Genomic DNA, 23,587 nt, shown 5'->3' on the forward strand with positions numbered 1-23,587 from the left:
GTGTTTGTTTCTTTTTTTTTCTCTTCTTTTTCCCCCCCCCCCCCGTTGTTGGGGCGCGGCGCCCCCCCCCGCCCCGCGTCAGAGGTTGGTCATGTCGACCGGGATGTGCGGCTCGCAGCCGTCGCGCAGGATGGTGGCCTCGATCAGGCCGTAGGGGCGGTCGGCGGCGTAGTACACGGCGCCGTCCTTGGCTTCGTTCTCCAGGCCGAAGGCGGAGAGGTCCTGCCGGAAGTGGTGCTTGTTGGGGGCGGAGAAGCGGATCTCGTCGATCTCGCTGCGGTTGTTGATGACCCGCGAACCCATCTGGTACAGCGTCTGCTGGAGCGAGAGCGAGTACGTCTCCACGAACGCGTGCAGGATGTGCTTCCTGGACTGCTCGTAGGACTTCTCCCACTGCGGCATGCGCTGCTCGTCGGAGGTCCAGTTGTGCCGCCACCACGTGGACAGGGACGTGGCGAGGATGCGGTCGTAGTCCTCCTGGAGCGTCGTGTACTTGTCCTTGATGTAGCCCCAGAACTCGGAGTTCGTGGAGTTCATCAGGGTCAGGTCCTTGAGCCCGGACAGGACTTCGAACTTCGCCCCCCCGTCGCCTCCGGCGGAGTACGTGATCTGCGCCAGGCGGGTCTCCTGGCCCTTGCGGACGAAGGAGTGCTTGACCTCGTCGGCGCCGATGAACTTGGAGTTGCCGTCGGAGCCGGCGATGCGCTCCCAGGCGTACTCCTCGATACGGATGCGCGCACGGTGGATCGATGGCTGGCTGTCCACGAAGTGCCGGGCGAGGTGGATGCCGTACTGCTCGGCCGACTCGATGCCGTGTTCCTTGGCGAACGCGAAGCAGGTGTTCTTCGTGGTGTCCGTCGGAAGGCAGTTGGCGTTCGAGCCGTTGTAGTGGACGTCGTCCAGGTCGCCGGAGAGGGCGACGGAGACGTTCAGGTCCTTGATGTGGTGGGTGTCGCCGTCCCTCGTGATCTTGACGACGCGGTTCTCTGCTTTGCCGTACTGGTTCTGGCCGAGAATCGTGGGCATGTCTGCTAGCTCCCTCGGTAAACGGAGTAGCCGAACGGGTTGAGCAGCAGCGGTACGTGATAGTGCTCGCCCGGCACGACGGCGAAGGTGATCGCCACTTCCGGGAAGAACGCACCGCTGTCCCTTACGCGGGGGGCGTCCTGCTGCGCCTCGGCTTGCTTCTTGGCTGCGAAGTACGCCTCGGTCTCGAAGCCGAGACGTACATGGGTGGTGCCCTCCGGCGGTGCCGGCAGGTCCTTGCATCGCCCGTCGGCGTCGGTCGCGGATCCGCCGAGCGTCACCCAGGGCGCGCCGCTGCCGCCGCGGGCGGCGAGCGTGATGGCGACGGCCGCGGCGGGGCGGCCGATGCTGGTGTCCAGGATGTGCGTGGACACCGATGCGGTGGTGTCGGTGCTCAAGACCGTCACTCTCCTTCGGTTACGAGACGGGTCAGCCGGATGCGGTTGATCTTGCCCAGCTCGGTGCGCACGATCCCGCGCTCCTGCTCGGGCGAGTTCCCGATCCGGGACTTCACCGCGTCGCGCATCTGCTCACCGGTGGCTCCGGTGGCGCAGATCAGGAAGACATGTCCGAACCGCTCCTGGTAGGCCAGGTTCAGTTCGAGCATCTCGGCCTTGAGTTCCTCGGTGGCGCCGGCCATCCCCCGCTGTTCGCGGGAGGAGGTCGGGTCTCCGGGCTTCGGGCGGCCGATCGGCGGATGGCCGGCCATCGCTTCGGCCAGTTCCTCCGGGGTCAGCGCCGCCGTGGCGGCGTCACTGGCACGAAGGAGGGCTTCCGCGGTGGCGTACGGGCGTCGGGAGAGGATCGCTCTTCCCCATGCCGCGCCGGCACACACCTCGTGCAACGCGGTGGTGGCCTCGTCGTCCGCCAGGGTGTTGAACCGGGCGAGGCCCGGCGTGGAGCTCGAAGTCACGGGAGCCTCCGTGGCTGTTTTCGCTGTGCGTTTTTTCGCTTCGCGTCGGTCGGGCTGCGGATAGCTAACGCCCTCCACAACACCACGTCAACACTTTGTTGAAATTACGCGAATGCAAAAAGCCGTCGCCCGGCACTCCGGACGACGGCCCTCCGCGGCCTTGCACTGCGTTCGCTCGGCTACGGCCTCAACTACTCGCCTTTGGCCGCATTTTCCCTGTTCAGGTAGTTGTAGACGGTGAAGCGGCTGACCCCCAGCGCGCCCGCCACCGTCTCCACGCCGTGGCGTACCGAGAAGGCACCACGTGCCTCCAGGGTCCGCACCACCGACTGTTTGGTCCGGCGGTCCAGCTCGGCGAGCGGCATGCCGTGCCGGCGCTCCATGGCGGCCAGGATGTGATCGAGCGACTCGGAGAGCTGGGGCAGCCGTACGGCTATGACGTCCTCGCCCTCCCAGGCCAGCACGACGTCGTCGGGCTGGGCCTGCTCGGGCCCGAGCAGCTCGGCGCCCATGGCGTCGACGAGCGGCTTGACCGCGGTGACGAGCGGGTGGTCCGCCGGTTCGGTCACTGGGAGTCCTCCCCGATCACATTGACCTGGAGGGACACCCGGGTGGCACCCGATGCCAGGGCCTGGCGCAGCAGCGAGTCCACCGCGGTGAGCACCTCGTCCGCGCCGCCCTCCGCCGTGTTGCCGAAGGGGCCGACGTCCACGGCGTCCAGGTCGGCCGCCTGGATGACCTCGCGGGCCACGACCGCGTGGGCGGGCGCCTCGTCGAGATCGAAGGGCTCGGTGGTGAACTCCACTCTCAAGCGCACTGTGCCTCCCTCATGCGTTCGCCACGCGGCTGTGAAACCCGCGGCTCGCGCCTGACCCTAACGGACGTGCGCCGGGGCCGTCGGGCGTCGGATCAGCCCTCAGTACCCGGCCGGGCGCGCGCCCGGGTGCGGCAGTACGCAGACGGCGACCGGGGCGGCGAGTGCCTGACCGGTGCGGGTCAGTCCGCCGTCGCGGGCGTCGACCCGGAAGGCGGTCACCGTGCTCGACCTCTGGTTGGCCGCGAAGAGCAGTTTCCCGTCGGGCGAGAAGGCGATCTGCCGGGGGAAGTCGCCGCCGACGGGCACGGTGCCGAGCAGCCGCAGCACGGCCCCGTCGTCCTCTACGGCGTAGCGCGTCAGGCTGTTGTGCCCCCGGTTGGCGAGGTAGGCGAACCGGCCGTCCGCGGTGACCAGGAACTGCGCGGGGTAGCTGGTCCCCGCACCGGTCCCCGTGGACTGCGGGGTACCCGGGGAGAGCGTGCCGGTGGCCGGGTCGTAGCCGCAGACGACCGCGGTGTTGTCGACCTCGCAGGCCAGGTAGGCGAAGCGGCCCCCGGGGTGGAAGGTGATGTGCCGCGGTCCGGCGCCGGGGCGCAGCGCCGCGCGGGAGACCCGGCCGAGCGTGCCGCGCCTCTCGTCCAGCCGGTACGTGTACACGGTGTCGTTGCCGAGGTCCACGGCGAGGACGTGGCCGCCGTCGGGGGTGGTGATGATCTGGTGGGCGTGCGGCCCGTCCTGACCGGGGCCGGGCGGTGGCGTGGTGTGGGCGACCAGGTCCGTACGCTCCCCCAGCGATCCGTCGCCCCGGATGGGGTGCACCGCGACGCTGCCCGCGGTGTAGTTCGCGGTGAGCAGCCACCTTCCGGTGGGATGGACCGACAGATGGGTGGGCCCGGCCCCGCCCGTGTCGCGCGTTCCCAGCACCCGGTGGGTGCCGTCCGGCGACAGGGCCACCGCCGTCACACCGCCCGGGTCCTGCTCGTCGACCGCGTAGACGGTGGCGCCGGAAGGATGCGCGGCCAGGTACGAGGGGTTGGCCACACCCGTGATCACGGGACCGGCGGCCATCGCCCCGGTGGCGGGGTCGTAGGCAGCCGTCCCGATTCCCGTGCCGCCGCCCTCGGCCGAGGTGTACGTGCCGAGCAGCAGCCGCGGGGTGGCGCGCGGGCGTGGCCCGACCGCGGGCGCCCGGTCCGGCGCGGACCCCGGGGTCCGCGGGGAGCCGGGCGCAGCGGGGGCCGCCGACAGGGCGGCACCGGCGAGCAGCGCGCCGAGGACGGTGCGCCGGCTGGTGGCGTGGTTCATGCGAGGCACCTCGTACGGGGTCGGCGGCATCGGACGCACCAGCAACCCTGGCCCGCCCCGGACCTCCACGGCAACCGGCGCAATTGGGGGCCCACCTTGCGCAACCCGCACGAAGACCCCGGGACCGAATTCCGGGCACCCCCTTGACAGCTTCCGCAGCTCCGGGCAATCTTCCGTTACGTAGAAACTAACTTCCGCAATACGGAAGGAGCGCCGAAACCCTCATGGGCTACCCGGACCAGCGCTTCGATGTGAACCTTTCGATCCTCTTCACGGAACTCCCGCTCCTGGAGCGTCCCGCGGCAGCCGCCGCGGCCGGCTTCACGGCGGTCGAGCTGTGGTGGCCCTGGATCGAGACCCCCACTCCGCCGCAGGCCGAGCTCGACGCCCTCAAGAAGGCGCTCGACGACGCGGGCACACAGTTGGTGGGACTGAACTTCTACGCCGGACAGCTGCCCGGCCCCGACCGCGGCGCGCTCTCCCTGCCGGGCACGGAGTCGGACCGCTTCCGCGCCAATATCGACGTGGCGGCCGGCTTCGCCGCCTCGGTCGGCTGCAAGGCGCTCAACGCGCTGTACGGCAACCGCGTCGACGGCGTGGACCCGGCCGTGCAGGACGGACTCGCCCTGGAGAATCTGGTGCTCGCCGCCCGTGCGGCCGACCGGATCGGGGCGGTACTCCTGATCGAGACCCTCAACGAGCCGGAGTCGCCGCGCTACCCCCTGGTGAGCGCCCCGGCCGGGATCGGGATCGTCGACAAGGTCAACGCGGCGACCGGACTCGGGAACGCGAAGTTCCTGCTGGACCTGTACCACCTGTCGATGAACGGCGAGGACCTCGGCCAGGTCATCACGGCGTACGCCGACAGGACCGGCCACGTCCAGATCGCCGACAATCCGGGGCGCGGCGCGCCCGGCACCGGCTCGCTCCCGCTGGAGCAACTCCTCGACCAGCTGACGAAGGCCGGTTACGACGGCTGGGTCGGCCTGGAGTACAAGCCGGGCGACCGGCCGAGCGCCGAGGCCTTCGAGTGGCTCCCGGTCACCGCGCGGGCCGCCCGCTGAGGGTGGCGAACTCCCCCTCGTACACACGCTTATCGGAAGGCACCCTCATGAGCAACAACCTCCCCAAGGTTGCGTGGATCGGACTCGGCATCATGGGCTCCCCCATGTCCGAGAACCTGATCAAGGCCGGGTACGACGTCACCGGTCACACCCTGGAGCAGGCGAAGATCGACCGGCTGGTCGCGGCCGGCGGCACCGGCGCGGGCTCGATCGCCGAGGCGGTCCGGGACGCCGATGTCGTCATCACGATGGTGCCCGCCTCCCCGCAGGTCGAGGCCATCGCCTACGGCCCCGACGGCATCCTGGAGAACACCAGGCCCGGCGCACTGCTGATCGACATGTCGTCGATCACTCCGCAGACCTCCGTGGACCTCGCGAAGAACGCGAAGGACAAGGGCATCCGGGTGCTCGACGCCCCGGTGTCCGGCGGCGAGGCCGGTGCGATCGAGGCCGTGCTGTCGATCATGGTCGGCGGCGAGCAGCCCGACTTCGACGCGGCGCAGCCGATCCTCCGGGCGCTCGGCAGGACCATTGTGCTGTGCGGTCCGCACGGCTCCGGCCAGACGGTGAAGGCCGCCAACCAGCTGATCGTCGCGGTCAACATCCAGGCGTGCGCCGAAGCGGTCGTCTTCCTGGAGAAGTCCGGCGTCGACCTGGCCGCCGCACTGGACGTCCTCAACGGCGGACTGGCCGGCTCGACCGTCCTGACCCGCAAGAAGGACAACTTCCTCAAGCGGGACTTCGCGCCGGGCTTCCGGATCGACCTGCACCACAAGGACATGGGCATCGTCACGGACGCCGCCCGCAATGTCGGCGCCGCGCTGCCCGTCGGCGCCGTGGTCGCCCAGCTCGTCGCCTCGCTGCGCGCGCAGGGCGACGGCGGCCTGGACCACTCGGCACTGCTGCGCTCGGTCGAGCGCCTGTCGGGGCAGCCCGTCCAGGCCTGACCGGCCCGGCAACCCAGAGACTTCCGGACGGCGTCGGCGCCGACACCTGTCCTGTCGCGCCCAGGCGTCGGCGCCGTCCGGAACACCGGCCAACAAATTCAACAAACTGTTGACGTCGGGTTCGGGGCGTACTTACGCTCCTGGAGCCCCGAGCCGTCGCAGTTCAGCAGCTCAGCAGCTCCCGTACGGAAGGTCGCCCCGACACCATGACGCAGCGTGTGCTTACGACCGAGTCAGGCGCCCCGGTCGCCGACAACCAGAACTCCGCCACCGCCGGTGTCGGTGGCCCGATCCTCCTCCAGGACCAGCACCTGCTGGAGAAGCTGGCCCGTTTCAACCGGGAGCGCATTCCGGAGCGCGTGGTCCACGCCCGCGGCTCCGGCGCGTACGGCTACTTCGAAGTGACCGACGACATCACCGCCTTCACCCGGGCGGACTTCCTCTCCGAGGTCGGCAAGCGCACCGAGACCTTCATCCGCTTCTCGACCGTCGCCGACTCGCTGGGCGGTGCGGACGCGGTGCGCGACCCGCGCGGCTTCGCCCTCAAGTTCTATACGGACGAAGGCAATTACGACCTGGTCGGCAACAACACCCCGGTGTTCTTCATCAAGGACCCGATCAAGTTCCCCGACTTCATCCACTCGCAGAAGCGCGACCCCTTCACGGGCCGTCAGGAGCCGGACAACGTCTGGGACTTCTGGGCGCACGCCCCCGAGGCGACGCACCAGGTCACCTGGCTGATGGGTGACCGCGGCATCCCCGCCTCGTACCGTCACATGAACGGCTACGGCTCGCACACCTACCAGTGGACGAACGTCGAGGGCGAGGCCTTCTTCGTCAAGTACCACTTCAAGACGAACCAGGGCGTGCGGTCCCTCTCCAGTGAGCAGGCCGCCGAACTCGCGGGCAAGGACGGCAGCTCGCACCAGACGGACCTGCTCCAGGCGATCGAGCGCGGGGTGAACCCGTCCTGGACGCTGTACGTGCAGGTCATGCCGACCGCCGAGGCCGCGGGATACCGCTTCAACCCGTTCGACCTGACCAAGGTGTGGCCGCACAGCGACTACCCGCTCCAGCGGGTGGGCCGGCTGGTCCTTGACCGCAACCCGGACAATGTCTTCGCCGAGGTCGAGCAGGCCGCGTTCTCCCCGAACAACTTCGTGCCGGGCATCGGTCCTTCGCCGGACAAGATGCTCCAGGGCCGGCTGTTCGCCTACGCGGACGCGCACCGCTACCGGCTGGGCGTCAACCACACCCAGCTCCCGGTGAACGCGCCGCGCACCGCGGTCGTCGACAACTACGGCCGCGACGGACTGCACGCCACCCGCAACGGTTCGCGCCACGACAAGAACTACGAGCCCAACTCGTACGCGGGCCCCGCCCAGACCGACGCGGCGCTCTCCGCCCCGCTCGCCATCCACGGCTGGACCGGCACCCACGCGGCGCCCGCCCACACCAAGGACGACGACTTCTTCCAGGCGGGCGAGCTGTACCGGCTCATGTCCGAGGAGGAGAAGGGGCGTCTGGTCGCCAACATCGCCGGTGGCCTTTCCCAGGTGACCCGCGACGACGTGATCGAGAAGAACCTCGCCCATTTCCACGCCGCCGACGCCGACTACGGCAAGCGCGTGGAGGAGGCGGTCCGCGCCCTGCGCGAGGACTGAGTCTCCCACTGAGCCCTGCTCGCGCCGCGAATCCGGATGAGGGATGTCATGCGGCGCGGGCAGGACGAGGCCGCGGCGGTCGTGCGACGCCAGTGCGGTGGTGAGGGCCGGTATGCCTCCTCGTCCTCTGACCTGAATGAGGACGAGCCGTTCCGGCCCGATCGCCGCCGCCGCGGCCCCTGTTGTGTTGCGTTGTGTTGCGTTGTGTTTCCCGCGTCAGGGCGCGGAGTACGGATACGCTCCCGTGCTCCGCGCCCTCTTTCGTGTGCGCGTCCACGGGCTTCGTGTGCGTGTTCCCGGGCTTCGCGTGCGTCCCCGGACCGGGCCCGACCCGGCCACCGGACCCTGTCCGTGGCGGGCCCCCGGACGACCGTGGGCCCCGCCCCCGGAGTCGGGGACGGGGGCCACGGGGCCGTCGGCGGTTCGTCAGGTCGTCGCGAGCGGACGGATCGCGGTCGGCGCGTGGGCCGGCTCCGTCGCGATGTCCTCGAACTCGTTGACGGACGCGATGTCCGTACCGCTCATCGCGATGTTCGTCACCCGCTCCAGGATCGCCTCGACCACCACCGGCACCCGGAACTCCGCGGCCAGCTTCTTGGCCTCCTCGAAGGCGGGCAGCAGCTGGTCCGGCTCGGTGACGCGGATCGCCTTGCAGCCCAGCCCCTCGACGACCTTGACGTGGTCGACGCCGTACACGCCGATCTCCGGCGAGTTGAGGTTCTCGAACTCCAGGTTGACCTGGAAGTCGATGTCGAAGTTGCGCTGCGCCTGGCGGATCAGCCCCAGGTAGGAGTTGTTCACCAGGACGTGGACGTACGGGATGCGGTGCTGCGCCCCGACGGCCAGCTCCTCCAGCATGAACTGGAAGTCGTAGTCGCCGGAGAGCGCGACCACGGAGCCGTCCGGGTCGGCCGTGGCGACGCCCAGCGCGGCCGGGATGGTCCAGCCGAGCGGGCCCGCCTGCCCGCAGTTGATCCAGTGGCGCGGCCGGTACACGTGCAGCATCTGCGCGCCGGCGATCTGCGAGAGGCCGATCGTGGTGACGTACCGGGTCTCGGGGCCGAACGCCCGGTTCATCTCCTCGTACACCCGCTGCGGCTTCAGCGGCACGTTGTCGAAGTGGGTGCGGCGCTGGAGGGCCGCCCTGCGCTCCTGGGTGGACGCGGCCCACTGCGAGCGGTCCTTGAGCTTCCCGGCCGCCTTCAGTTCGCGCGCCACCTCGACGAACAGCTCCAGCGCCGCCCTGGCGTCGGAGGCGATGCCGAGGTCGGGGGCGAAGATCTTGCCGAGCTGGGTGGGCTCGATGTCCACGTGGACGAACGTGCGGCCCTGGGTGTAGACATCCAGCTTGCCGGTGTGGCGGTTGGCCCAGCGGTTGCCGATGCCGAGGACGAAGTCGGACTCCAGGAAGTTCGCGTTGCCGTAGCGGTGCGAGGTCTGCAGGCCGACCATGCCCGCGTTCAGCTCGTGGTCGTCGGCGATGGCGCCCCAGCCCATCAGGGTCGGGACGACCGGGACGCCGGCCAACTCGGCGAACTCGACGAGGAGTTCGGACGCGTCGGCGTTGATGACGCCGCCGCCCGCGACGAGCAGCGGACGCTCGGAGGAGTTCAGCATCTCCAGCGCCCGCTCGATCTGCTTGCGGGTCGCTGCGGGCTTGTGCACCGGCAGCGGCTCGTACAGGTCGGGGTCGAACTCGATCTCGGTGAGCTGGACGTCGATGGGCAGGTCGATGAGGACCGGGCCGGGACGGCCGGTGCGCATCAGATGGAAGGCCCGCTGGAAGACGCCGGGGACCTGGGCGGCTTCGAGGACGGTCGTCGCGGCCTTGGTGACGGGCGCCGCGATCGAGGCGATGTCGACCGCCTGGAAGTCCTCCTTGTGGAGCACGGCGGTCGGGGCCTGGCCGGTGATGCACAGGATCGGGACGGAGTCGGCGATGGCGGAGTACAGGCCGGTGATCATGTCGGTGCCGGCCGGCCCCGACGTACCGATGCAGACGCCGATGTTCCCCGGGCGCGCCCGGGTGTAGCCCTCCGCCATGTGGGAGGCGCCCTCGACGTGACGGGCGAGCGTGTGATGAACCCCGCCGGAGGCCTTGAGGGCCGCGTAGAAGGGGTTGATCGCCGCGCCCGGCACACCGAACGCGTTGCTGACGCCTTCGCGCTTGAGGATCTCAACTGCCGCTCGGGCAGCGGTCATTCGAGGCATTGAGTGCTCCTGCTCGGACCTGGTGGATTCGGGCTCTGTCGCGCCACCTGAGAGCACCAATTCCGCATTACGGAAATTTGATTCTGTTATACGGAAGTAAATCTAAGGCGAGCCCCGGCGACCGTCAAGAGACGGCGCACGGAGCCGCCGAGTGCGCGCTCCGGTCCACGAAGTACGCCAAGTCCCTCCCCAGGGCCTCCCGCTTGGTGGACGATGGGGGTTTGGAGCGGAGCCGGAGGACGATCATGGTGGAGTCGGTGCCGGTACGCTGCCCCGCCTGCGGCCGCGACCACACGTACAGTCCGCCGGCCTACCCCTGCCCGTGCGGGGCACCGACCGCCCCGCCCGTGCTGCGCGGCGCCCCGGTCGTACCGATCACCCACCGCACCTGGAACGACGACTGGGTGACGGTGCGCTGCCCCGACTGCGGGCGCCTGGACCAGTGGCCGCAGCCGGAGCTGTGCTGCCCGTGCGGGACGGTGCTGCGCGTCCCGGTCCGGCCGGCGGCGCCCGGCGGCGACGCCGCGCCCGAGGACGGGTCCCGGCCCGCCGGGCCCTCGCACATCCCGCTGCCGCGTACGGCCCCGGCGCCCCGGCCCGCGTTCCGGGCCCTCGCGATCCACGGCGCGGGCGACGCGCTCGCGACCGCGGCCCGGTATCTGAGCTGGCTGGGCTACCGCGACGTGGTGCAGCCGTCGCAGCCCTCGCCCGCCCGGATCGACCTGCGGGCCGCCGGGCTGATGGCCCAGGTCGACACGGTCACCCGCCCGACCACCCTGCGCGACGTCGAGTGCCTCTGGCTCAACGCGCTCAGCGCATCGGTCACCGGCATCTTCTTCTCGCTCTCGGGGTACGCGCCGGACGCGGCGGCACGCGCGGACGGCCTGGGCATGCCGCTCTTCGTGCTGGACCCGGCGGGAACGCCTCAGCCGGTCAACAGCCCGGCCGACGAGCTGCTCAGCACCGGGGCCTGAGAGCCTGTCGGGTGACCTCGGATCGGCTGGCGGACGCGGTCTGGTGCGTGCGATTCCAAGGCGGAGGAGGGAGTCGACGCGGAGCGTTGGCGACCGACGACAACGCGGGAAGCGTGCGTGCCAGGGCGTGGCCGCCCGGTCGGAGGTCACCCGACAGGCTCTGAGCCGCGTCCGGGGCGACATACTGGCCGTATGCGCATCCGTACCGCCCGCCGCACCGACCTTCCACTGCTCCAGGACATCGAGCGGGCCGCCGGCGAACCGTTCCGCACGCTCGGCATGTCCGTGATCGCGGACGACGAGCCGCCGCCGCTCGCTCTGCTGGACGAGTACCGCCGGGCCGGCCGCGCCTGGGTGGCCGCGGACCCCGACGACCACCCGGTCGGCTATCTGATCGCCGACCCGGTCGACGGGGCGGCCCACATCGAGCAGGTCTCCGTGCACCCGTCCGCCGCACGGCGCGGCGTGGGCAGCACACTCATCGATCACCTCGCCGGATGGGCGGGCGAACGCGGTCTGGGCGCACTCACGCTCACGACCTTCTCCCACGTCCCCTGGAACGCGCCGTACTACGCCCGCCTCGGCTTCCGCACCCTCGACGCTGCCGAACTCACCGACGGGCTGCGGAAGATCAGGGCACAGGAGGCGGAACACGGCCTCGACCACTGGCCGAGGGTCTGCATGCGGCGCGAGATCCCGCACACCGGGCACCTCCGGCAGCTCACCGGAGCCGACCGGCAACAGTGAGTGCAATCGGTCACGTTCAGGCCAGGGGGCCACAAATGTTCGGCCCGCTGTCAGTGGCGGGCCTTAAGGTAGTGCTCATGGCTTTAACTCCACGGCACACACCACCTGACGACCGGCCGCGCACGTCCCGGCCGACGCCCCCGTCCGCCGCCCAGGCGAACGAGGCGATACGCGCGTTCGTGGACGCGCAGGCCGGCCAGGACTGGTCCTCCGTGGAGTCCGCCGCCTACGAGGTGCTGCTGATCGAATGGGCGGCCGCGACCCGGGGCGTCACCGGCGACATCATCGAGGCCGCCTGACGACGCCCGGGGCGCTCCGGTCCTACTGCCCGTAGACCTCTCGCAGTTCGATCTTCCGGACCTTCCCGCTGACCGTCATCGGGAAGGTCTCCAGGATCCGCAGCTGCCGCGGGATCTTGTAGTGCGCCAACTGCTCGCGGCAGTAGGCCGTCACCTCTTCCAGGCTCGGCGGGTCCGCCGGATCCCTCGGTATGACACAGGCCAGGATCTCCTCGCCGTAGGTGTCGTCCGGCACACCCACCACCTGCACATCGGCGATCTTCGGGTGGCCGTAGAGGAATTCCTCGATCTCCCGGGGATACACGTTCTCGCCGCCGCGGATGATCATGTCCTTGATCCGGCCGACGACCTGTACGTAGCCGTCCTCCCGCATCACCGCGAGGTCACCGGTGTGCATCCAGCGGCCGGCGTCGATGACTTCGGCGGTCCGCTCGGGCTGCTCCCAGTAGCCGAGCATCACGCTGTAGCCACGGGTGCGCAGTTCGCCCGGCGCACCCCGCTCCAGCGTCACCCCGGTCACCGGGTCGACGACCTTGACCTCGATGTGCGGCATCACGCGCCCGACGGTGCCGGTGCGGCGCTCCAGGTCGTCGTCGCGGCGGGTCTGGGTGGAGACCGGCGAGGTCTCCGTCATGCCGTAGCAGATGGACACCTCGTCCATGTGCATCTCGGCGACGACCCGCTTCATCACCTCGACCGGGCAGGGCGATCCGGCCATGATCCCGGTGCGCAGCGAGGAGAGGTCGTACGAGGCGAAGTCCGGGAGGTTCAGCTCCGCGATGAACATGGTGGGGACGCCGTAGAGCGAGGTGCAGCGCTCCTGCTGCACGGCGGCGAGCACGGCGGCGGCCTCGAAGGCGGGGGCCGGGATCACGATGCAGGCGCCGTGCGAGGTGGCGCCCAGATTCCCCATGACCATGCCGAAGCAGTGGTAGAAGGGGACGGGCAGACAGATCCGGTCCTGTTCCGTGTAGGCGACCAGCTCTCCCACGAAGTATCCGTTGTTGAGGATGTTGTGGTGGGAGAGGGTGGCCCCCTTGGGGAAGCCGGTGGTGCCGGAGGTGTACTGGATGTTGATCGGGTCGTCGCAGGACAACTCGGCTTCCCGAGCGGCGAGTTGTTCCTCCGTCACGGATTCGGAGGCAGCCAGCAGTTCGTCCCAGGACGGGTGGCCGATGTAGTGCACGGCGCGCAGCGCGGGGCAGTCGGCGCGGACCTGGCCGACCAGGGCGCGGTAGTCGCTGGTGCGGTGCGAGCGCGAGGCGACCAGGAGCGATATCCCGGCCTGCTTCAGCACGTACTCCAGTTCGTGCGCGCGGTACGCCGGGTTGATGTTGACCATGATGGCGCCGATGCGGGCCGTGGCGTACTGCACGAGCACCCACTCCGGGCAGTTGACCGCCCAGATGCCGACCCGGTCCCCCTTGGCCACCCCCGACGCCATCAGCGCGCGGGCCAGTTCGTCGACCGCCGCGCCGAATTCGGCGTAGGTCCAGCGTCGCCCGGACGCGACGTCCACCAGCGCCTCGCGGTCGCCGAACGTCTCGATCGCGCGGTCCAGATTGCGGCCGATGGTGTCGCCGAGGAGCGCCGTGGTGCCGGTGCCGTGCGCGTAGGAGAGCCGGCTCATCGCAGATCACCCTCGTCGTACTCGGTGCCGGCGCCCTGGGCCGTGCGCTCGCGCAGTTCGATGCGGCGGATCTTGCCGGAGACGGTCTTGGGCAGCTCGGCGAACTCCAGCCTGCGGACCCGCTTGTACGGGGCGAGGACCGATCGCGAGTGCTCGAACAGCACCTTCGCGGTGTCCGGGCCGGGCTCCCAGCCCGCCGCGAGCACGATGTACGCCTTGGGGACGGAGAGCCGGACCGGGTCGGGAGCGGGGACGACGGCGGCCTCGGCGACCGCCTCGTGCTCCAGCAGCGCACTCTCCAGCTCGAAGGGGCTGATCTTGTAGTCGCTCGCCTTGAAGACGTCGTCCGCACGCCCGACGTAGGTGATGTAGCCGTCTGCGTCGCGCGAGCCGATGTCACCGGTGCGGTAGTAGCCGCCCGCCATGGCCTCGGCCGTGCGGTCCGGGTCGCCGTGGTAGCCGGTCATCAGGCCCACCGGGCGGCCGGACAGGTCGAGGGAGATCTCGCCCTCGGCCGCGCCGGGCTCACCGGTGACCGGGTCCAGGAGCTCGACCTTGAAACCGGGGCTGGGCCGTCCCATCGAACCGGCCTTCAGCAGCTGGCCCGGGGTGTTGGCGACCTGGACGGCGGTCTCGGTCTGGCCGAAGCCGTCCCGGATGGTGACGCCCCAGGTGCGCCGCACCGTCTCGATGACCTCCGGGTTCAGCGGCTCACCGGCCGCGACGACCTCGCGCGGCGGGGTCTTCAGCTGGGCGAGATCGGCCTGGATCAGCATCCGCCAGACAGTGGGCGGGGCACAGAAGCTGGTGACGCCGGAGCGGTCCATCTCGGCCATCAGCCGGCCCGCGTCGAAGCGGGTGTAGTTGAAGATGAAGACGGTCGCCTCGGCGCTCCAGGGCGCGAAGAGATTCGACCAGGCGTGCTTGGCCCAGCCGGGCGAGGAGATGTTGAGGTGCACGTCCCCGGGCTTGAGGCCGATCCAGTACATCGTCGACAAGTGGCCCACGGGGTACGAGACATGGGTGTGCTCGACGAGCTTGGGGCTGGCGGTGGTGCCGGAGGTGAAGTAGAGCATCAGCGGCTCGTCGGCGTCGGTCTCCCGGTCCGCCTCGAAGGTCTCCGGCTGCTCGTCGGCTCCGGTGTACGACAGCCAGCCGGGCACGTCCGCGCCGACGGCGAACCGGGTGTAACCGCCGGGCACCTCGTCGAACTTCGCGGTGTCGGTGTCCCGCACCAGGACGTGCCGGACCCGGCCGCGCTCCACCCGGTCACGCAGGTCGACCGGGCCGAGGAGCGGAGTGGCGGGGATGACCACGGCGCGCAGCTTCATCGCGGCGAGGGCGGTCTCCCAGAGCTCGACCTGGTTGCCGAGCATGACGAGGATCCGGTCCCCGGCGCGCACGCCCTGGGCGCGCAGCCAGTTCGCGGCCTGGTTGGACCGGGCGGACATCCGGGCGAAGGACACCTCGGTGCGACCGCCGTCCTCCTCCACGATGTGCAGGGCGGTGCGGTCGTTGTTCTCGGCGATGACGTCGAACCAGTCGAGCGCCCAGTTGAAATGGTCGGTCCTGGGCCAGCTGAAGCCCTCGTAGGCCGCGTGGTAGTCCTCACGGTGTTTCAGCAGAAAGTCCCGGGCGGCCCGGAACGTCTCCGTCGCGCTGGTTGCCGACATGTGCCCTCCTCATTGCGGACCGGACCGGTCACTTAACATCATGTAAACAGTGACCCAGGTCTCACCACCCCCGAACGGGGGTGCAGCGAGGGGGTGGCCGAGCCCCCTGGAGCCGGGCAGAGAGGCGTCAGCGTGCCGGAATCCGTCGATGCGGTCGAGATGCAGACAGCGCTGCTGCGGCTGCGCCGGACCAGTGGGCTGCCGGTGGCCTTCGGCGGGCTGCTCGCCGATGCCCGTCATGCCCGGATCGCCGAGCTGAACGGGGCGCAGACCGCCGCCCTGCGCGGTCTCGTCATCTCGGCGGGCAGCGGGCTCGGCGGCAAGGCTATCGCGCTGTCCCGGCCGTGCGCGGTGACCGACTACCACTCCTCGCGCCACATCAGCCACGAGTACGACCTGGCGGTCGCGGCGGAGGGCCTGCGCTCGGTGGTCGCGGTCCCCGTCGTGGTGCGGCGCAAGGTGCGCGGCGTGCTGTACGGGGCGCTGCGCAAGCCGATCACGCTCGGGGACCGTACGTTCGACGCGGCGGTGGCCGCCGCCCGCGATGTGGAGCAGGCCCTGGTGGTACGGGACGAGGTGCAGCAGCTGCTGGCGGTGACCCGGGAGCAGATCACGGACCCGAGAGCGGCCCCGGAGGCGTGGGAGGACGTCCGCGAGGCCCACCGCGAGCTGCGGGCCCTGGTCCCGAAGGTCATCGACCCGGCGCTGCGCGACGAACTGCTCGCGGTGTGCGGGCGGCTCGCCTCGGCGGCCGGGGCCCGTACGCCGAAGCCCTGCGAGGTGCAGCTGGCGCCGCGCGAGCTGGACGTGCTGGCCTGCGTGGCGGCGGGGGCCACGAACGCGGTGGCGGCGGAGCGGCTCGGGCTGCGGCCGGAGACGGTGAAGGGCTATCTGCGTTCGGCGATGCGCAAGCTGGGGGCGCACACCCGTCTGGAGGCGGTGGTGGCCGCCCGGCGCGCGGGGCTGCTGCCGTAGGTGACCCCGCTCCGTGCCCCGGGCATGTCCGCTCACGGTCCGAAGCCACCCGCTGTCCGGGGCCGGCTCACTCCCCGAAGTCGACGAAGTCCGCGAACCGGATGTCGTGGCCGTCGGTACCGCCCGGCGCCGTCGTCATGACGGAGAGCATCCGTACCGCCTCTTCCGTGACCGCGTCGCGCTCCGCCCGGCCGAGCCTGCCGAGTGGCTGAACGGTGAGCGGCGCCGCCCCGGATCCCGGACGTCCGGCACCGTCGCCCAGCCGCCAGATCGCCGCGAGGAACCCGTCGACGAGCACCGTGCCGTACGCCTGATTGCCGTTCCCGTTGCGCCCGTGGAACTGCGGCGGGATCACCCGGGTGCGGTCCGCGTGGCCGAGCAGCACATTGTCGAACTCGGGCAGGAAGCGCGGCGGGGCCGGGGTGTCCTCGTCCGGGCGCGGCGCGTCCGGCAGGTCGAAGAGTTCGGCACCGTTCTCGTCCCGGAAGGTGACGAGCTGCGGCCGCAGCCGCTCGAACACCTCCCGCAGCCGGGTCAGTCCGGCCCACATCTGCATGTCCTTCACCGAGGCCGGCCCGAAGGCGGCGAGATAGCGCAGCACCGTGGCATCCGGCGCGGGGGCCGGCCCGGACGGGGCACCGAGCCAGTGCTCGGCGGTGGTCAGCGCGACCTGGCCGCTCCTCCCCCACACCCCGCGCGGGGTCACCTGGACCAGCGGCAGCAGGCAGCGGGCGGCCACGCCCAGGGCCTGCGGGTCGGCGTCCGGCCACGCGACGAGCAGCTCCTCGCGGATCTCCTTGGGCGTACGGGGCCGCTCCTCGACGAATTCCCTGCTCACCGACCTGAGCCGGTCGAGGTCCACCCCGACGAGCCCCTTGCGGAAGGTGGTGAGCTCCCGGTCGCGCGCCGCCTGGACAAGCGGGCGCAGGGTGAGCGCGTCGGCGGCGGTGTGCATATGGATGGTGGAGCGCATGGTGACGATACGGACCACCTCGCGGGACTCCATCAGCACGGCGAGCTCGGCGGGGCCGAAGCCGTCGAGGCGGGCGCAGAGCTGGTAGTAGGGCGGTTTGGTGTTCTGTGCCTGAAGACCGACCAGATGCTCCACGGCGTCCTTCGCGGACATCGCGGTCCGGCGCAGCAGCAGCTGGCGCTCCAGCGTGGCGCGGCTCAGCGCGCGGGGGGAGAGCACAGTGGGTGCGGCGGGGTTCCTGGTGGCCATGGAGGCACGCTACGCGCCCTTGCGGACAGCTTCGGTCCTCGTCGTCGAGCGTGCTCCGATCCGTGCGCCCCGCCATGCCGCCGCGGCGCAGGACCCGGGATCCCGGGGCGCCCGCCCGCATCATGGGTCGGTGATCAGTGTCCTGTTCGCCATCCTCACCGCGCTCAGCAACGGCACCGCCTCCGTGCTTCAGCGCCGTGCCGCCCGCACCGTCCCCGACAGCGAGGCGATGCACCTCTCACTGATCGGGCATCTGCTGCGCCAGCGGCTGTGGCTCGCCGGGATCGGTCTGGTGATCGTCGCGGCCGTCTGCCAGGCCGTGGCACTGGCCACCGGACCGATCGCCGTGGTCCAGCCGATCTTTGTGATCGAGCTGCCCGCCACACTGCTGATGGCCGCGTTCGTCATGCGCGTCCGGCTGCCCCGGCGGGTCTGGTACGGGGTGGCGGCCGTGACGCTCGGGCTGGCCCTGGGCATGGCCTCCGCGGCCCCCGGCGGCGGCAGTACGTCCGTGCACGGCGCGGCCTGGATCCCCGCGCTGATCCTGACCGGCCTCTTCGAGGCCGCACTGATCGGCGCGGCCCTGAGCAGCCGCGGCAACACCCGGGGCGCGCTGCTCGGCCTCGCCGCCGCGTGCGGGTACGCCCTGACGGCCGCGCTCATGAAGGACGCCATGGCACGGCTCGAAGGGGGCGGCGGAGCGGTGGCGCTCCTGATGTCCTGGCAGCTGTACGCCACCGCGGCGGCCGGGGTGGGCGCCCTGTTCCTCCTCCAGAACGCCCTCCAGGCCGGCACGCTGGTCGCCGTCCAGCCGATGCTGACCCTCGGAGACGCCCTGATCAGCGTGGTGTACGGGGTGACGCTGTTCGGCGAGGAGCTGCGCACCGGATGGTGGGTGCTGCCCGAGCTGGTCGCGCTCGCCCTGATCACGGCGGGCTGCGTGGAGCTGGCCCGCTCCCCGCTGGCGGCCGGAAATCCGGCCCCGCCCGCCCGCAGGGTCAGGTGAGCCGTCCGCCGCCCGGCCCGGGATGGGGTTGATTGCTCTCGATCGGGTCGCGCCGCCCGACCGCTCGGGGCTATTCTCCGGTCGAGCCATGTGTGGTGTACGGGCAAGGGGCCCGGTTTCATTTCTGGGGGTCGGTGTGGTTTCTGGTCGCGTTGTGCGGTTCGACGGAGCTCGGGGATACGGCTTCATCGCACCCGATCACGGGGGTGAGGACGTCTTCCTCCATGTGAACGACATGCTGATCCCCGAGTCCTACGTACACACGGGTACGGCGGTCGAGTTCGAGATCGAGGACGGCGACCGCGGGCTGAAGGCATCGTCCGTCCGGCTCGCCGAGGGGCCCGACGGGAAGCCCCTGACTCCGCCGAGGCCCGTGGCCGTCACCGCCTCCGGAGCGGCCGACGACGACACCCTGTGCGACGTGCTCAGCGCGGCCGAGTACACCAGGGACGTGACCGATGTCCTGCTGGAGTCCGCTCCTTCACTGACGGGCGCTCAGATCCTCCAGATCCGGCGCGGGTTGCTGCAGTTCGCCAAGAACCACGGCTGGACCGAGGGCTGACGGCCGTCCCCCGGCACCGGGCCGTCCGCCCGCTCAGCCGCTCGGCTCCCGCACCACCAGCGGGGTGCCGAGCACCTGGTGTCCGCCGCTGGCGAGCATGCGCACCTCGCCCCGGTCGCTGATCTCCGCGCGCACGATTCCGGTCTCGTCCTCGTAGATCGGGTACCCGCCCGCCCCGGACTGCGCCGTGCGCCGGACGGTCACTGTGTCGTCCTCCACTGCGGACGCCTGAAATACCAACTGGTAGCTCTCCGGGTAATCCATGTCCGTTCTCCGATGCGGATGGGGCAGGCATGTTCCGCCCACCTCTTCCATCGTCCCTCCGACCGGCCCGCACCGCCCGAGCAGCGGCCCACGGCTGCGGGCTCATGCCCGAGCCACTTATCCTGAACGCATACGGGCGGTTCGACCGCACTCGGGTACCTATCGCATGAATAGCCCCCTTTCTCCCGAGTCGTGCGCACGGCATGCACGCCCGGGATCCCCGAAGCCGGGAAGGGACACACCATGATGGATGCCGACAGGGGAGACGATGTCTACCAGCCCCAGCAGCCGGAGGCCTCGGACCTCGCCGAGCAGCTCGACGTCGAGGACACCCTGGACAACCGGGGGCTGACCGACGCACTCGACGAGGGCTACTCCCCGCCCGAGCGGCCGTGGGCGGTGGAGGACCGGGGCACCACCGCCGCCGAACAGCACGACGGCGAGTCACTGGACGGCCGCCTGGCCCGCGAACTCCCCGAGTTCCCCGGTGCCGACGGCGACGGCATGGGGGATCTGCCCGACGGCGACGGCGAGCTCTGGGACGCGGAGGTCGGTACGGTACGCGCCGGGCGGCTCACCCGGCAGCTGGACATCGACGAGCCGGACACCATGGCGGGCGAGGACGTCGGGATCGACGGGGCCGCGGCATCGGCCGAGGAAGCCGCCATGCACGTGGTGTCGGACAGCCAGGGATGAGACGGCGGCCCGCCGCCCCCGCCGCCCGTCCGACCATGACTTCGGAGGTAATCGACGCCTTTCCCGCCATCGGAGATCGTGTTCCTCACGAGCCCACCAGGGCCCGGCCCGAGGGCCGGTACGCGAGGAGAGGAACAGCACGATGACCGCATACGAGGACGCCGTTCAGCGCTACTTCGCCGCCTGGAACGCGACCGCCGCCGAGGATCTGGCGAAGGCCGTCGAGGCCGCCTTCACCGAGAGCGCCACCTACACCGACCCGCTGGCCGATGTGAGCGGCCACGAGGGGCTCACGGCTGTGATCGACGGCGCCCATCAGCAGTTCCCCGGTTTCGAGTTCCGGATCACCGGCACGCCGGACGGACATCACGACATCGTGCGCTTCAGCTGGGAGCTGGTCTCCACCACCGACGGTTCGGCGCCCGTCGCCGGGTCGGACGTGATCACCCTCGCCGACGACGGACGCATCGCCTCGGTCAGCGGCTTCCTCGACCGGGTGCCCGGCGCCTGAGCGTCCGACGGGAGGCGGGCCCGGCACCGCACGGCCCGCCTCAGGCCGGCTCGTCGAGGAACTTCCCGCCCTCCAGAAGGGTCTTGAGCGTCGACAGGATCGCGACCCAGCCGCCGCTGACGCCTTCCAGCATCCTGCTGTCGGGGCTGTCGAACCCGTCGTGGGTGATCGTCAGCTTGATCCCCATCTCGGGCTCCTCGGCCGGCTCGATGTCGAAGGCGACCTTGGACCGCTCCCGGACGGCCTTCTCCCACTCCGCGTCCGAGGCGAAGTCGAACATCTGGCGGTGCATGGGCTGCAGGGTGTGCCAGGTGTACGAGAGCCGCCTGCCGGGATCCGCCTCCAGGACGCGCTGACCGACCTCCTCGAACTCACCGTCCGGGTCCATCTTCCAGCGGACCGGTGCGCCGGCCTCCCAGGTCGAATCGGGGCCGTATCCGCCCATGTAGATCTTGATGAGTTCGGGGTCGGTCAGCGCCTGATAGAGCTTCTCGGCGGTGGTCTGGATGTAGATGACGTAGACGAACTCGGGCTTGTCCATGACCGTTCCTTCCAGGGTCTGATCGGGGTGGGACAGCGCGGTCGGCAGTGGTGTTCGTGCGTGGTCCGGGCAGGTCCTACGGGGTGTCGGCGAAGTCCGGTCCGGCCGGTGACCGTGACGCCCGCGACTGCGCCGGGAGTGCCGCGAGTCCGGGTGCCGCTTCCAGCGGGCGGTCGGTGAAGAAGCGGGCGGCGAGGTCCGCGACGTCGTCCGGGCGCTCCAGGACGACCCAGTGGTCGGACTCCCCGATCGTGACGAACCGGCTGCCCTCGATCGTGGTGGCGAAGGCCCGCTGCCGCTCGGGCGAGGTCACCGTGTCGTGCTCACCCGCGAAGACCAGGGCCGGTACACCGGCCAGTCCGCCGGAGAAGTCCGGCCGCCGGCCCAGTGCCCGGTGCAGCGACTGCGCGGCGTGCGGGGAGTGGGTGAGGGCGTACAGGAACGAGCGCCGCACATAGCGTCGCGCCAACTCGCCCCGGTGGACGTACCGTTCGGGGTCCTGACACATCAGCACCCCGGCGGCCAGACCGGCGAGCCCCTCCAGGTCGCCGGTGTCCAGCCGGGAGACGGCGCGGCCCCACTGGGCCCGCTGGCCGTCGGTGATGTGGACGGGTACCCCGCCGAGGATCAGCCGGGCGATCCGGCCGGGGTTCCGGCGGGCGCAGCCGAAGGCGATCGAGGTGCCGTAGGAGAACCCGAAGAGGTTGACCCTGGGCACGTCCAGATCGTCGATGATTCCGGTGACGGCGTCGTACAGGACGTCGTCGCCCGCACCGGGCGGGAGCGGGTCCGCGTCGCCCATGCCGGGCAGGTCGGCCGTGACCACGGAGGCGATCGGCCCCAGGTGGTCGTCCATCTGCGGCCAGCCGTACATCCCCTGGAGCGCGCCGCCGAGAATGACGACCGGTTCGGTGTGCGGCGAGGACTGCCTCAGGACCCGGTAGCCGTAGCGCAGCCCGTCCACCGACAGGGTCCGGATGATCTCGTCGGCCATGGTTCCGTGCCTCTTGGTTTCCGGGTCAGGCCCTGGTGAGAACGAGTGCGGCGTTGTGTCCGCCGAAACCGAGCGAGGTCTTGACGGCCGCGTCGAACGTTCCCGGCCGGGCCTCCTTGCTCACCACTTCGATGGGGATCGCGGGGTCGGGGGCGTCGAGGTTCACGGTGGGCGGTACGAGCCGGTGCTGGAGCGCCAGCACGGTCAGCGCGGTCTCGATGCCGCCGGCGGCGCCCAGGGTGTGTCCGGTCATCGCCTTCGTCGAGGTGACCAGGGGGTGCTCACCGAGGACCCGGCGCAGCATCGTCGCCTCGATGAGGTCGTTGGAGACGGTCGAGGTGCCGTGGGCGTTGACATGGCCGATGTCCCCGGCCCCGATTCCGGCGTCCGCGAGCGCGAAACGCAGGGCCCGTTCGATGCCCAGGCCCTCGGGGTCGGGGGCGACGGCGGAGTAGGCATCGCTGGAGGCGCCGTATCCCGCGATATGTGCGCGGACGGTGGCGCCGCGGGCTCGGGCGTGCTCCGGCCGTTCCAGGACGAGGAGTCCGGCGCCCTCGCCGACGACGAAGCCGTCCCGGTGGGTGTCGAACGGGCGGCAGGCCGCCTCGGGGTCCTCACGCCGGGTGGAGACGGCCTTGAGCTGGCAGGCACTGGCGATCAGCAGTCGGGAGCAGACCGATTCGGCACCGCCCGCGATGACGATGTCGCAGGCCCCGGTGCGCAGCATCTGGTGGGCGGTGCCGACGGCGACGGTGCCGGAGGAGCAGGCGGTGGAGACGGCCTGACTCGGGCCGAGGGCGCCCAGGTCGGTGGCGACGCTGCTGGCCGCGCCGTTGACGACGGTGAGCGGGGCGAGCTTCGGGGAGACACGGCGTGCGCCGCGTTCGGTGAGGGTGGTGTGCTGCTCGTCGTAGAACGGCAGTCCGCCGTGCGCGGAGCCGATGACGACGGCGACCCGTCCGCCGTCCCAGACCGAGGGGTCGAGACCGGCGTCGGCGACGGCCTCGCGGGCCGCGATGACGGCCAGTTGCGAGAAGCGGTCCATCAGCCGCGCGGTCGCCACCCCGAGCAGCGCCCTCGGGTCGAGGCCGGTGATGGTGTACATGAAGTCGCAGGGCAGGCCGTGGAGTTCGGGCCGGTGCGCGACCGACGGCGCGGTCGACGCCTCGGAGACCGTGCGCCAGGTCGCCTCGGCCCCGGTGCCCGCGGCGGTCACCATGCCGATCCCGGTGACGGCGGCGGCGAACGGCTCGGGGCGGTACGGACGGCCCGTCACGCGGCGGCCTTGCGGTGCACCGCGTCGACGAGATGGCCGACGGTGTCCCGCGAGGTCAGCTGGACGTCGTCCAGATCGACGCCCATCCGGTCCTCGATGAGCAGCCGCAGCTCCTCCAGCGCCAGTGAGTCGAGACTGAGATGACGGAGCGACACCTCGGGCCGGATGGCGAGCGGATCGGTGCCGAAGTTCGCCACCAGCAAGGTGTTGATCTCTTCTGCCGTGCTCATGCGGCGCTCCTGCGCTCTCGTACGCGGTGACGCCCTGCCG

At 70.8% G+C, this 23,587-nt stretch carries 26 protein-coding genes; 11 read left to right on the forward strand and 15 right to left on the reverse strand.

The annotated features are described in order from the left end of the window. Window positions 1-78: 78 nt before the first annotated feature. The 6 genes from pucL to ACFV8T_RS18215 form a co-directional block, all read right to left on the reverse strand. Window positions 79-1,026 (reverse strand): factor-independent urate hydroxylase, encoded by a 948-nt coding sequence (gene pucL, locus ACFV8T_RS18190; RefSeq protein ID WP_385328554.1) that lies wholly within the window; start codon window positions 1,024-1,026, stop codon window positions 79-81. A gap of 5 nt (window positions 1,027-1,031) precedes the next feature. Then, window positions 1,032-1,424 carry a hydroxyisourate hydrolase gene (uraH, locus tag ACFV8T_RS18195; RefSeq protein WP_385328556.1) on the reverse strand — a complete coding sequence of 131 codons (393 nt, stop codon included), beginning with the start codon at window positions 1,422-1,424 and terminating at the stop codon, window positions 1,032-1,034. 5 nt (window positions 1,425-1,429) lie between these two features. Next, on the reverse strand, window positions 1,430-1,939 hold the full coding sequence (gene uraD, locus ACFV8T_RS18200; protein ID WP_266428754.1) for a 2-oxo-4-hydroxy-4-carboxy-5-ureidoimidazoline decarboxylase: 510 nt from the start codon (window positions 1,937-1,939) through the stop codon (window positions 1,430-1,432). Between the two features lie 191 nt (window positions 1,940-2,130). Continuing rightward, window positions 2,131-2,508 carry a helix-turn-helix domain-containing protein gene (locus tag ACFV8T_RS18205; RefSeq protein WP_124721336.1) on the reverse strand — a complete coding sequence of 126 codons (378 nt, stop codon included), beginning with the start codon at window positions 2,506-2,508 and terminating at the stop codon, window positions 2,131-2,133. Next, window positions 2,505-2,756, reverse strand: coding sequence for a thiamine-binding protein (locus ACFV8T_RS18210; protein ID WP_266428750.1), 252 nt, complete (start codon window positions 2,754-2,756; stop codon window positions 2,505-2,507). The genes ACFV8T_RS18205 and ACFV8T_RS18210 overlap by 4 nt, the downstream gene beginning before the upstream one ends. Before the next feature lie 99 nt (window positions 2,757-2,855). Next, a complete protein-coding gene (locus ACFV8T_RS18215) occupies window positions 2,856-4,061 on the reverse strand; it encodes a lactonase family protein (RefSeq protein WP_385328558.1) in 1,206 nt (401 codons plus the stop codon). A 224-nt stretch (window positions 4,062-4,285) separates the two neighbouring features. On the opposite strand from ACFV8T_RS18215, the gene ACFV8T_RS18220 reads away from it, so the two are divergent. The 3 genes from ACFV8T_RS18220 to ACFV8T_RS18230 all read left to right on the forward strand — a co-directional run bounded on the left by ACFV8T_RS18220 (window position 4,286) and on the right by ACFV8T_RS18230 (window position 7,736). Beyond that, on the forward strand, window positions 4,286-5,125 hold the full coding sequence (locus ACFV8T_RS18220; RefSeq protein WP_385328559.1) for a TIM barrel protein: 840 nt from the start codon (window positions 4,286-4,288) through the stop codon (window positions 5,123-5,125). Between the two features lie 47 nt (window positions 5,126-5,172). Further along, window positions 5,173-6,072, forward strand: a complete 900-nt coding sequence (locus ACFV8T_RS18225; protein WP_385328561.1) for a 2-hydroxy-3-oxopropionate reductase — start codon at window positions 5,173-5,175, stop codon at window positions 6,070-6,072. 206 nt (window positions 6,073-6,278) lie between these two features. After that, window positions 6,279-7,736, forward strand: a complete 1,458-nt coding sequence (locus ACFV8T_RS18230) for a catalase (RefSeq protein ID WP_385328562.1) — start codon at window positions 6,279-6,281, stop codon at window positions 7,734-7,736. A 426-nt stretch (window positions 7,737-8,162) separates the two neighbouring features. On the opposite strand, the gene gcl is transcribed toward ACFV8T_RS18230, so the two are convergent. After that, window positions 8,163-9,938: a glyoxylate carboligase gene (gene gcl, locus ACFV8T_RS18235; protein WP_385328564.1), complete on the reverse strand. Its 1,776-nt coding sequence runs from the start codon at window positions 9,936-9,938 to the stop codon at window positions 8,163-8,165. 257 nt (window positions 9,939-10,195) lie between these two features. Between gcl and ACFV8T_RS18240 the strand changes: the two genes are divergently transcribed. From ACFV8T_RS18240 to ACFV8T_RS18250, 3 genes are all read left to right on the forward strand, one after another. Next, window positions 10,196-10,921: a hypothetical protein gene (locus ACFV8T_RS18240; RefSeq protein WP_385328796.1), complete on the forward strand. Its 726-nt coding sequence runs from the start codon at window positions 10,196-10,198 to the stop codon at window positions 10,919-10,921. Window positions 10,922-11,113: 192 nt separating this feature from the next. Then, a complete protein-coding gene (locus ACFV8T_RS18245) occupies window positions 11,114-11,668 on the forward strand; it encodes a GNAT family N-acetyltransferase (RefSeq protein WP_385328565.1) in 555 nt (184 codons plus the stop codon). A gap of 77 nt (window positions 11,669-11,745) precedes the next feature. Beyond that, window positions 11,746-11,967, forward strand: a complete 222-nt coding sequence (locus ACFV8T_RS18250; protein ID WP_385328566.1) for a hypothetical protein — start codon at window positions 11,746-11,748, stop codon at window positions 11,965-11,967. Window positions 11,968-11,989: 22 nt separating this feature from the next. On the opposite strand, the gene ACFV8T_RS18255 is transcribed toward ACFV8T_RS18250, so the two are convergent. Further along, window positions 11,990-13,597, reverse strand: a complete 1,608-nt coding sequence (locus ACFV8T_RS18255) for an AMP-binding protein (RefSeq protein WP_385328568.1) — start codon at window positions 13,595-13,597, stop codon at window positions 11,990-11,992. Further along, complete coding sequence (locus tag ACFV8T_RS18260; RefSeq protein WP_385328570.1) at window positions 13,594-15,270, reverse strand: AMP-binding protein; 1,677 nt, start codon at window positions 15,268-15,270, stop codon at window positions 13,594-13,596. The genes ACFV8T_RS18255 and ACFV8T_RS18260 overlap by 4 nt, the downstream gene beginning before the upstream one ends. Window positions 15,271-15,402: 132 nt before the next feature. Between ACFV8T_RS18260 and ACFV8T_RS18265 the strand changes: the two genes are divergently transcribed. Continuing rightward, window positions 15,403-16,245: a response regulator transcription factor gene (locus tag ACFV8T_RS18265; protein ID WP_385328572.1), complete on the forward strand. Its 843-nt coding sequence runs from the start codon at window positions 15,403-15,405 to the stop codon at window positions 16,243-16,245. A 67-nt stretch (window positions 16,246-16,312) separates the two neighbouring features. Here the strand turns inward: ACFV8T_RS18265 and ACFV8T_RS18270 are convergent, their stop codons facing one another. After that, on the reverse strand, window positions 16,313-17,467 hold the full coding sequence (locus ACFV8T_RS18270; RefSeq protein ID WP_385328573.1) for a winged helix DNA-binding domain-containing protein: 1,155 nt from the start codon (window positions 17,465-17,467) through the stop codon (window positions 16,313-16,315). A gap of 130 nt (window positions 17,468-17,597) precedes the next feature. Between ACFV8T_RS18270 and ACFV8T_RS18275 the strand changes: the two genes are divergently transcribed. Then, a complete protein-coding gene (locus ACFV8T_RS18275; RefSeq protein WP_385328575.1) occupies window positions 17,598-18,473 on the forward strand; it encodes a DMT family transporter in 876 nt (291 codons plus the stop codon). A gap of 136 nt (window positions 18,474-18,609) precedes the next feature. Continuing rightward, window positions 18,610-19,035 (forward strand): cold-shock protein, encoded by a 426-nt coding sequence (locus tag ACFV8T_RS18280; RefSeq protein ID WP_385328577.1) that lies wholly within the window; start codon window positions 18,610-18,612, stop codon window positions 19,033-19,035. 33 nt (window positions 19,036-19,068) lie between these two features. Here the strand turns inward: ACFV8T_RS18280 and ACFV8T_RS18285 are convergent, their stop codons facing one another. Further along, window positions 19,069-19,299: a DUF6296 family protein gene (locus tag ACFV8T_RS18285; RefSeq protein ID WP_266428713.1), complete on the reverse strand. Its 231-nt coding sequence runs from the start codon at window positions 19,297-19,299 to the stop codon at window positions 19,069-19,071. Between the two features lie 243 nt (window positions 19,300-19,542). Between ACFV8T_RS18285 and ACFV8T_RS18290 the strand changes: the two genes are divergently transcribed. Beyond that, on the forward strand, window positions 19,543-19,995 hold the full coding sequence (locus ACFV8T_RS18290) for a DUF5709 domain-containing protein (RefSeq protein WP_385328579.1): 453 nt from the start codon (window positions 19,543-19,545) through the stop codon (window positions 19,993-19,995). Between the two features lie 142 nt (window positions 19,996-20,137). Then, entirely contained in the window at window positions 20,138-20,506 is a 369-nt protein-coding gene (locus ACFV8T_RS18295; RefSeq protein ID WP_385328581.1) for a nuclear transport factor 2 family protein, read from the forward strand. Between the two features lie 40 nt (window positions 20,507-20,546). Here ACFV8T_RS18295 and ACFV8T_RS18300 read toward each other — a convergent pair whose 3' ends face one another. The 4 genes from ACFV8T_RS18300 to ACFV8T_RS18315 all read right to left on the reverse strand — a co-directional run bounded on the left by ACFV8T_RS18300 (window position 20,547) and on the right by ACFV8T_RS18315 (window position 23,547). Then, window positions 20,547-21,047, reverse strand: coding sequence for an SRPBCC family protein (locus ACFV8T_RS18300; RefSeq protein ID WP_385328583.1), 501 nt, complete (start codon window positions 21,045-21,047; stop codon window positions 20,547-20,549). A 76-nt stretch (window positions 21,048-21,123) separates the two neighbouring features. Then, window positions 21,124-22,041, reverse strand: a complete 918-nt coding sequence (locus ACFV8T_RS18305; RefSeq protein ID WP_385328585.1) for an alpha/beta fold hydrolase — start codon at window positions 22,039-22,041, stop codon at window positions 21,124-21,126. 25 nt (window positions 22,042-22,066) lie between these two features. Further along, the gene (locus ACFV8T_RS18310) at window positions 22,067-23,317 is read right to left on the reverse strand and encodes a beta-ketoacyl-[acyl-carrier-protein] synthase family protein (protein ID WP_385328587.1); all 1,251 of its coding nucleotides are present in this window, start codon (window positions 23,315-23,317) and stop codon (window positions 22,067-22,069) included. Then, window positions 23,314-23,547, reverse strand: coding sequence for an acyl carrier protein (locus tag ACFV8T_RS18315; RefSeq protein WP_385328589.1), 234 nt, complete (start codon window positions 23,545-23,547; stop codon window positions 23,314-23,316). Before ACFV8T_RS18315 ends, ACFV8T_RS18310 begins: the two co-directional genes overlap by 4 nt. Window positions 23,548-23,587: the final 40 nt, after the last annotated feature.

The sequence above is a fragment of the Streptomyces sp. NPDC059832 genome (assembly GCF_042731715.1).
GTDB lineage: Bacteria > Actinomycetota > Actinomycetes > Streptomycetales > Streptomycetaceae > Streptomyces.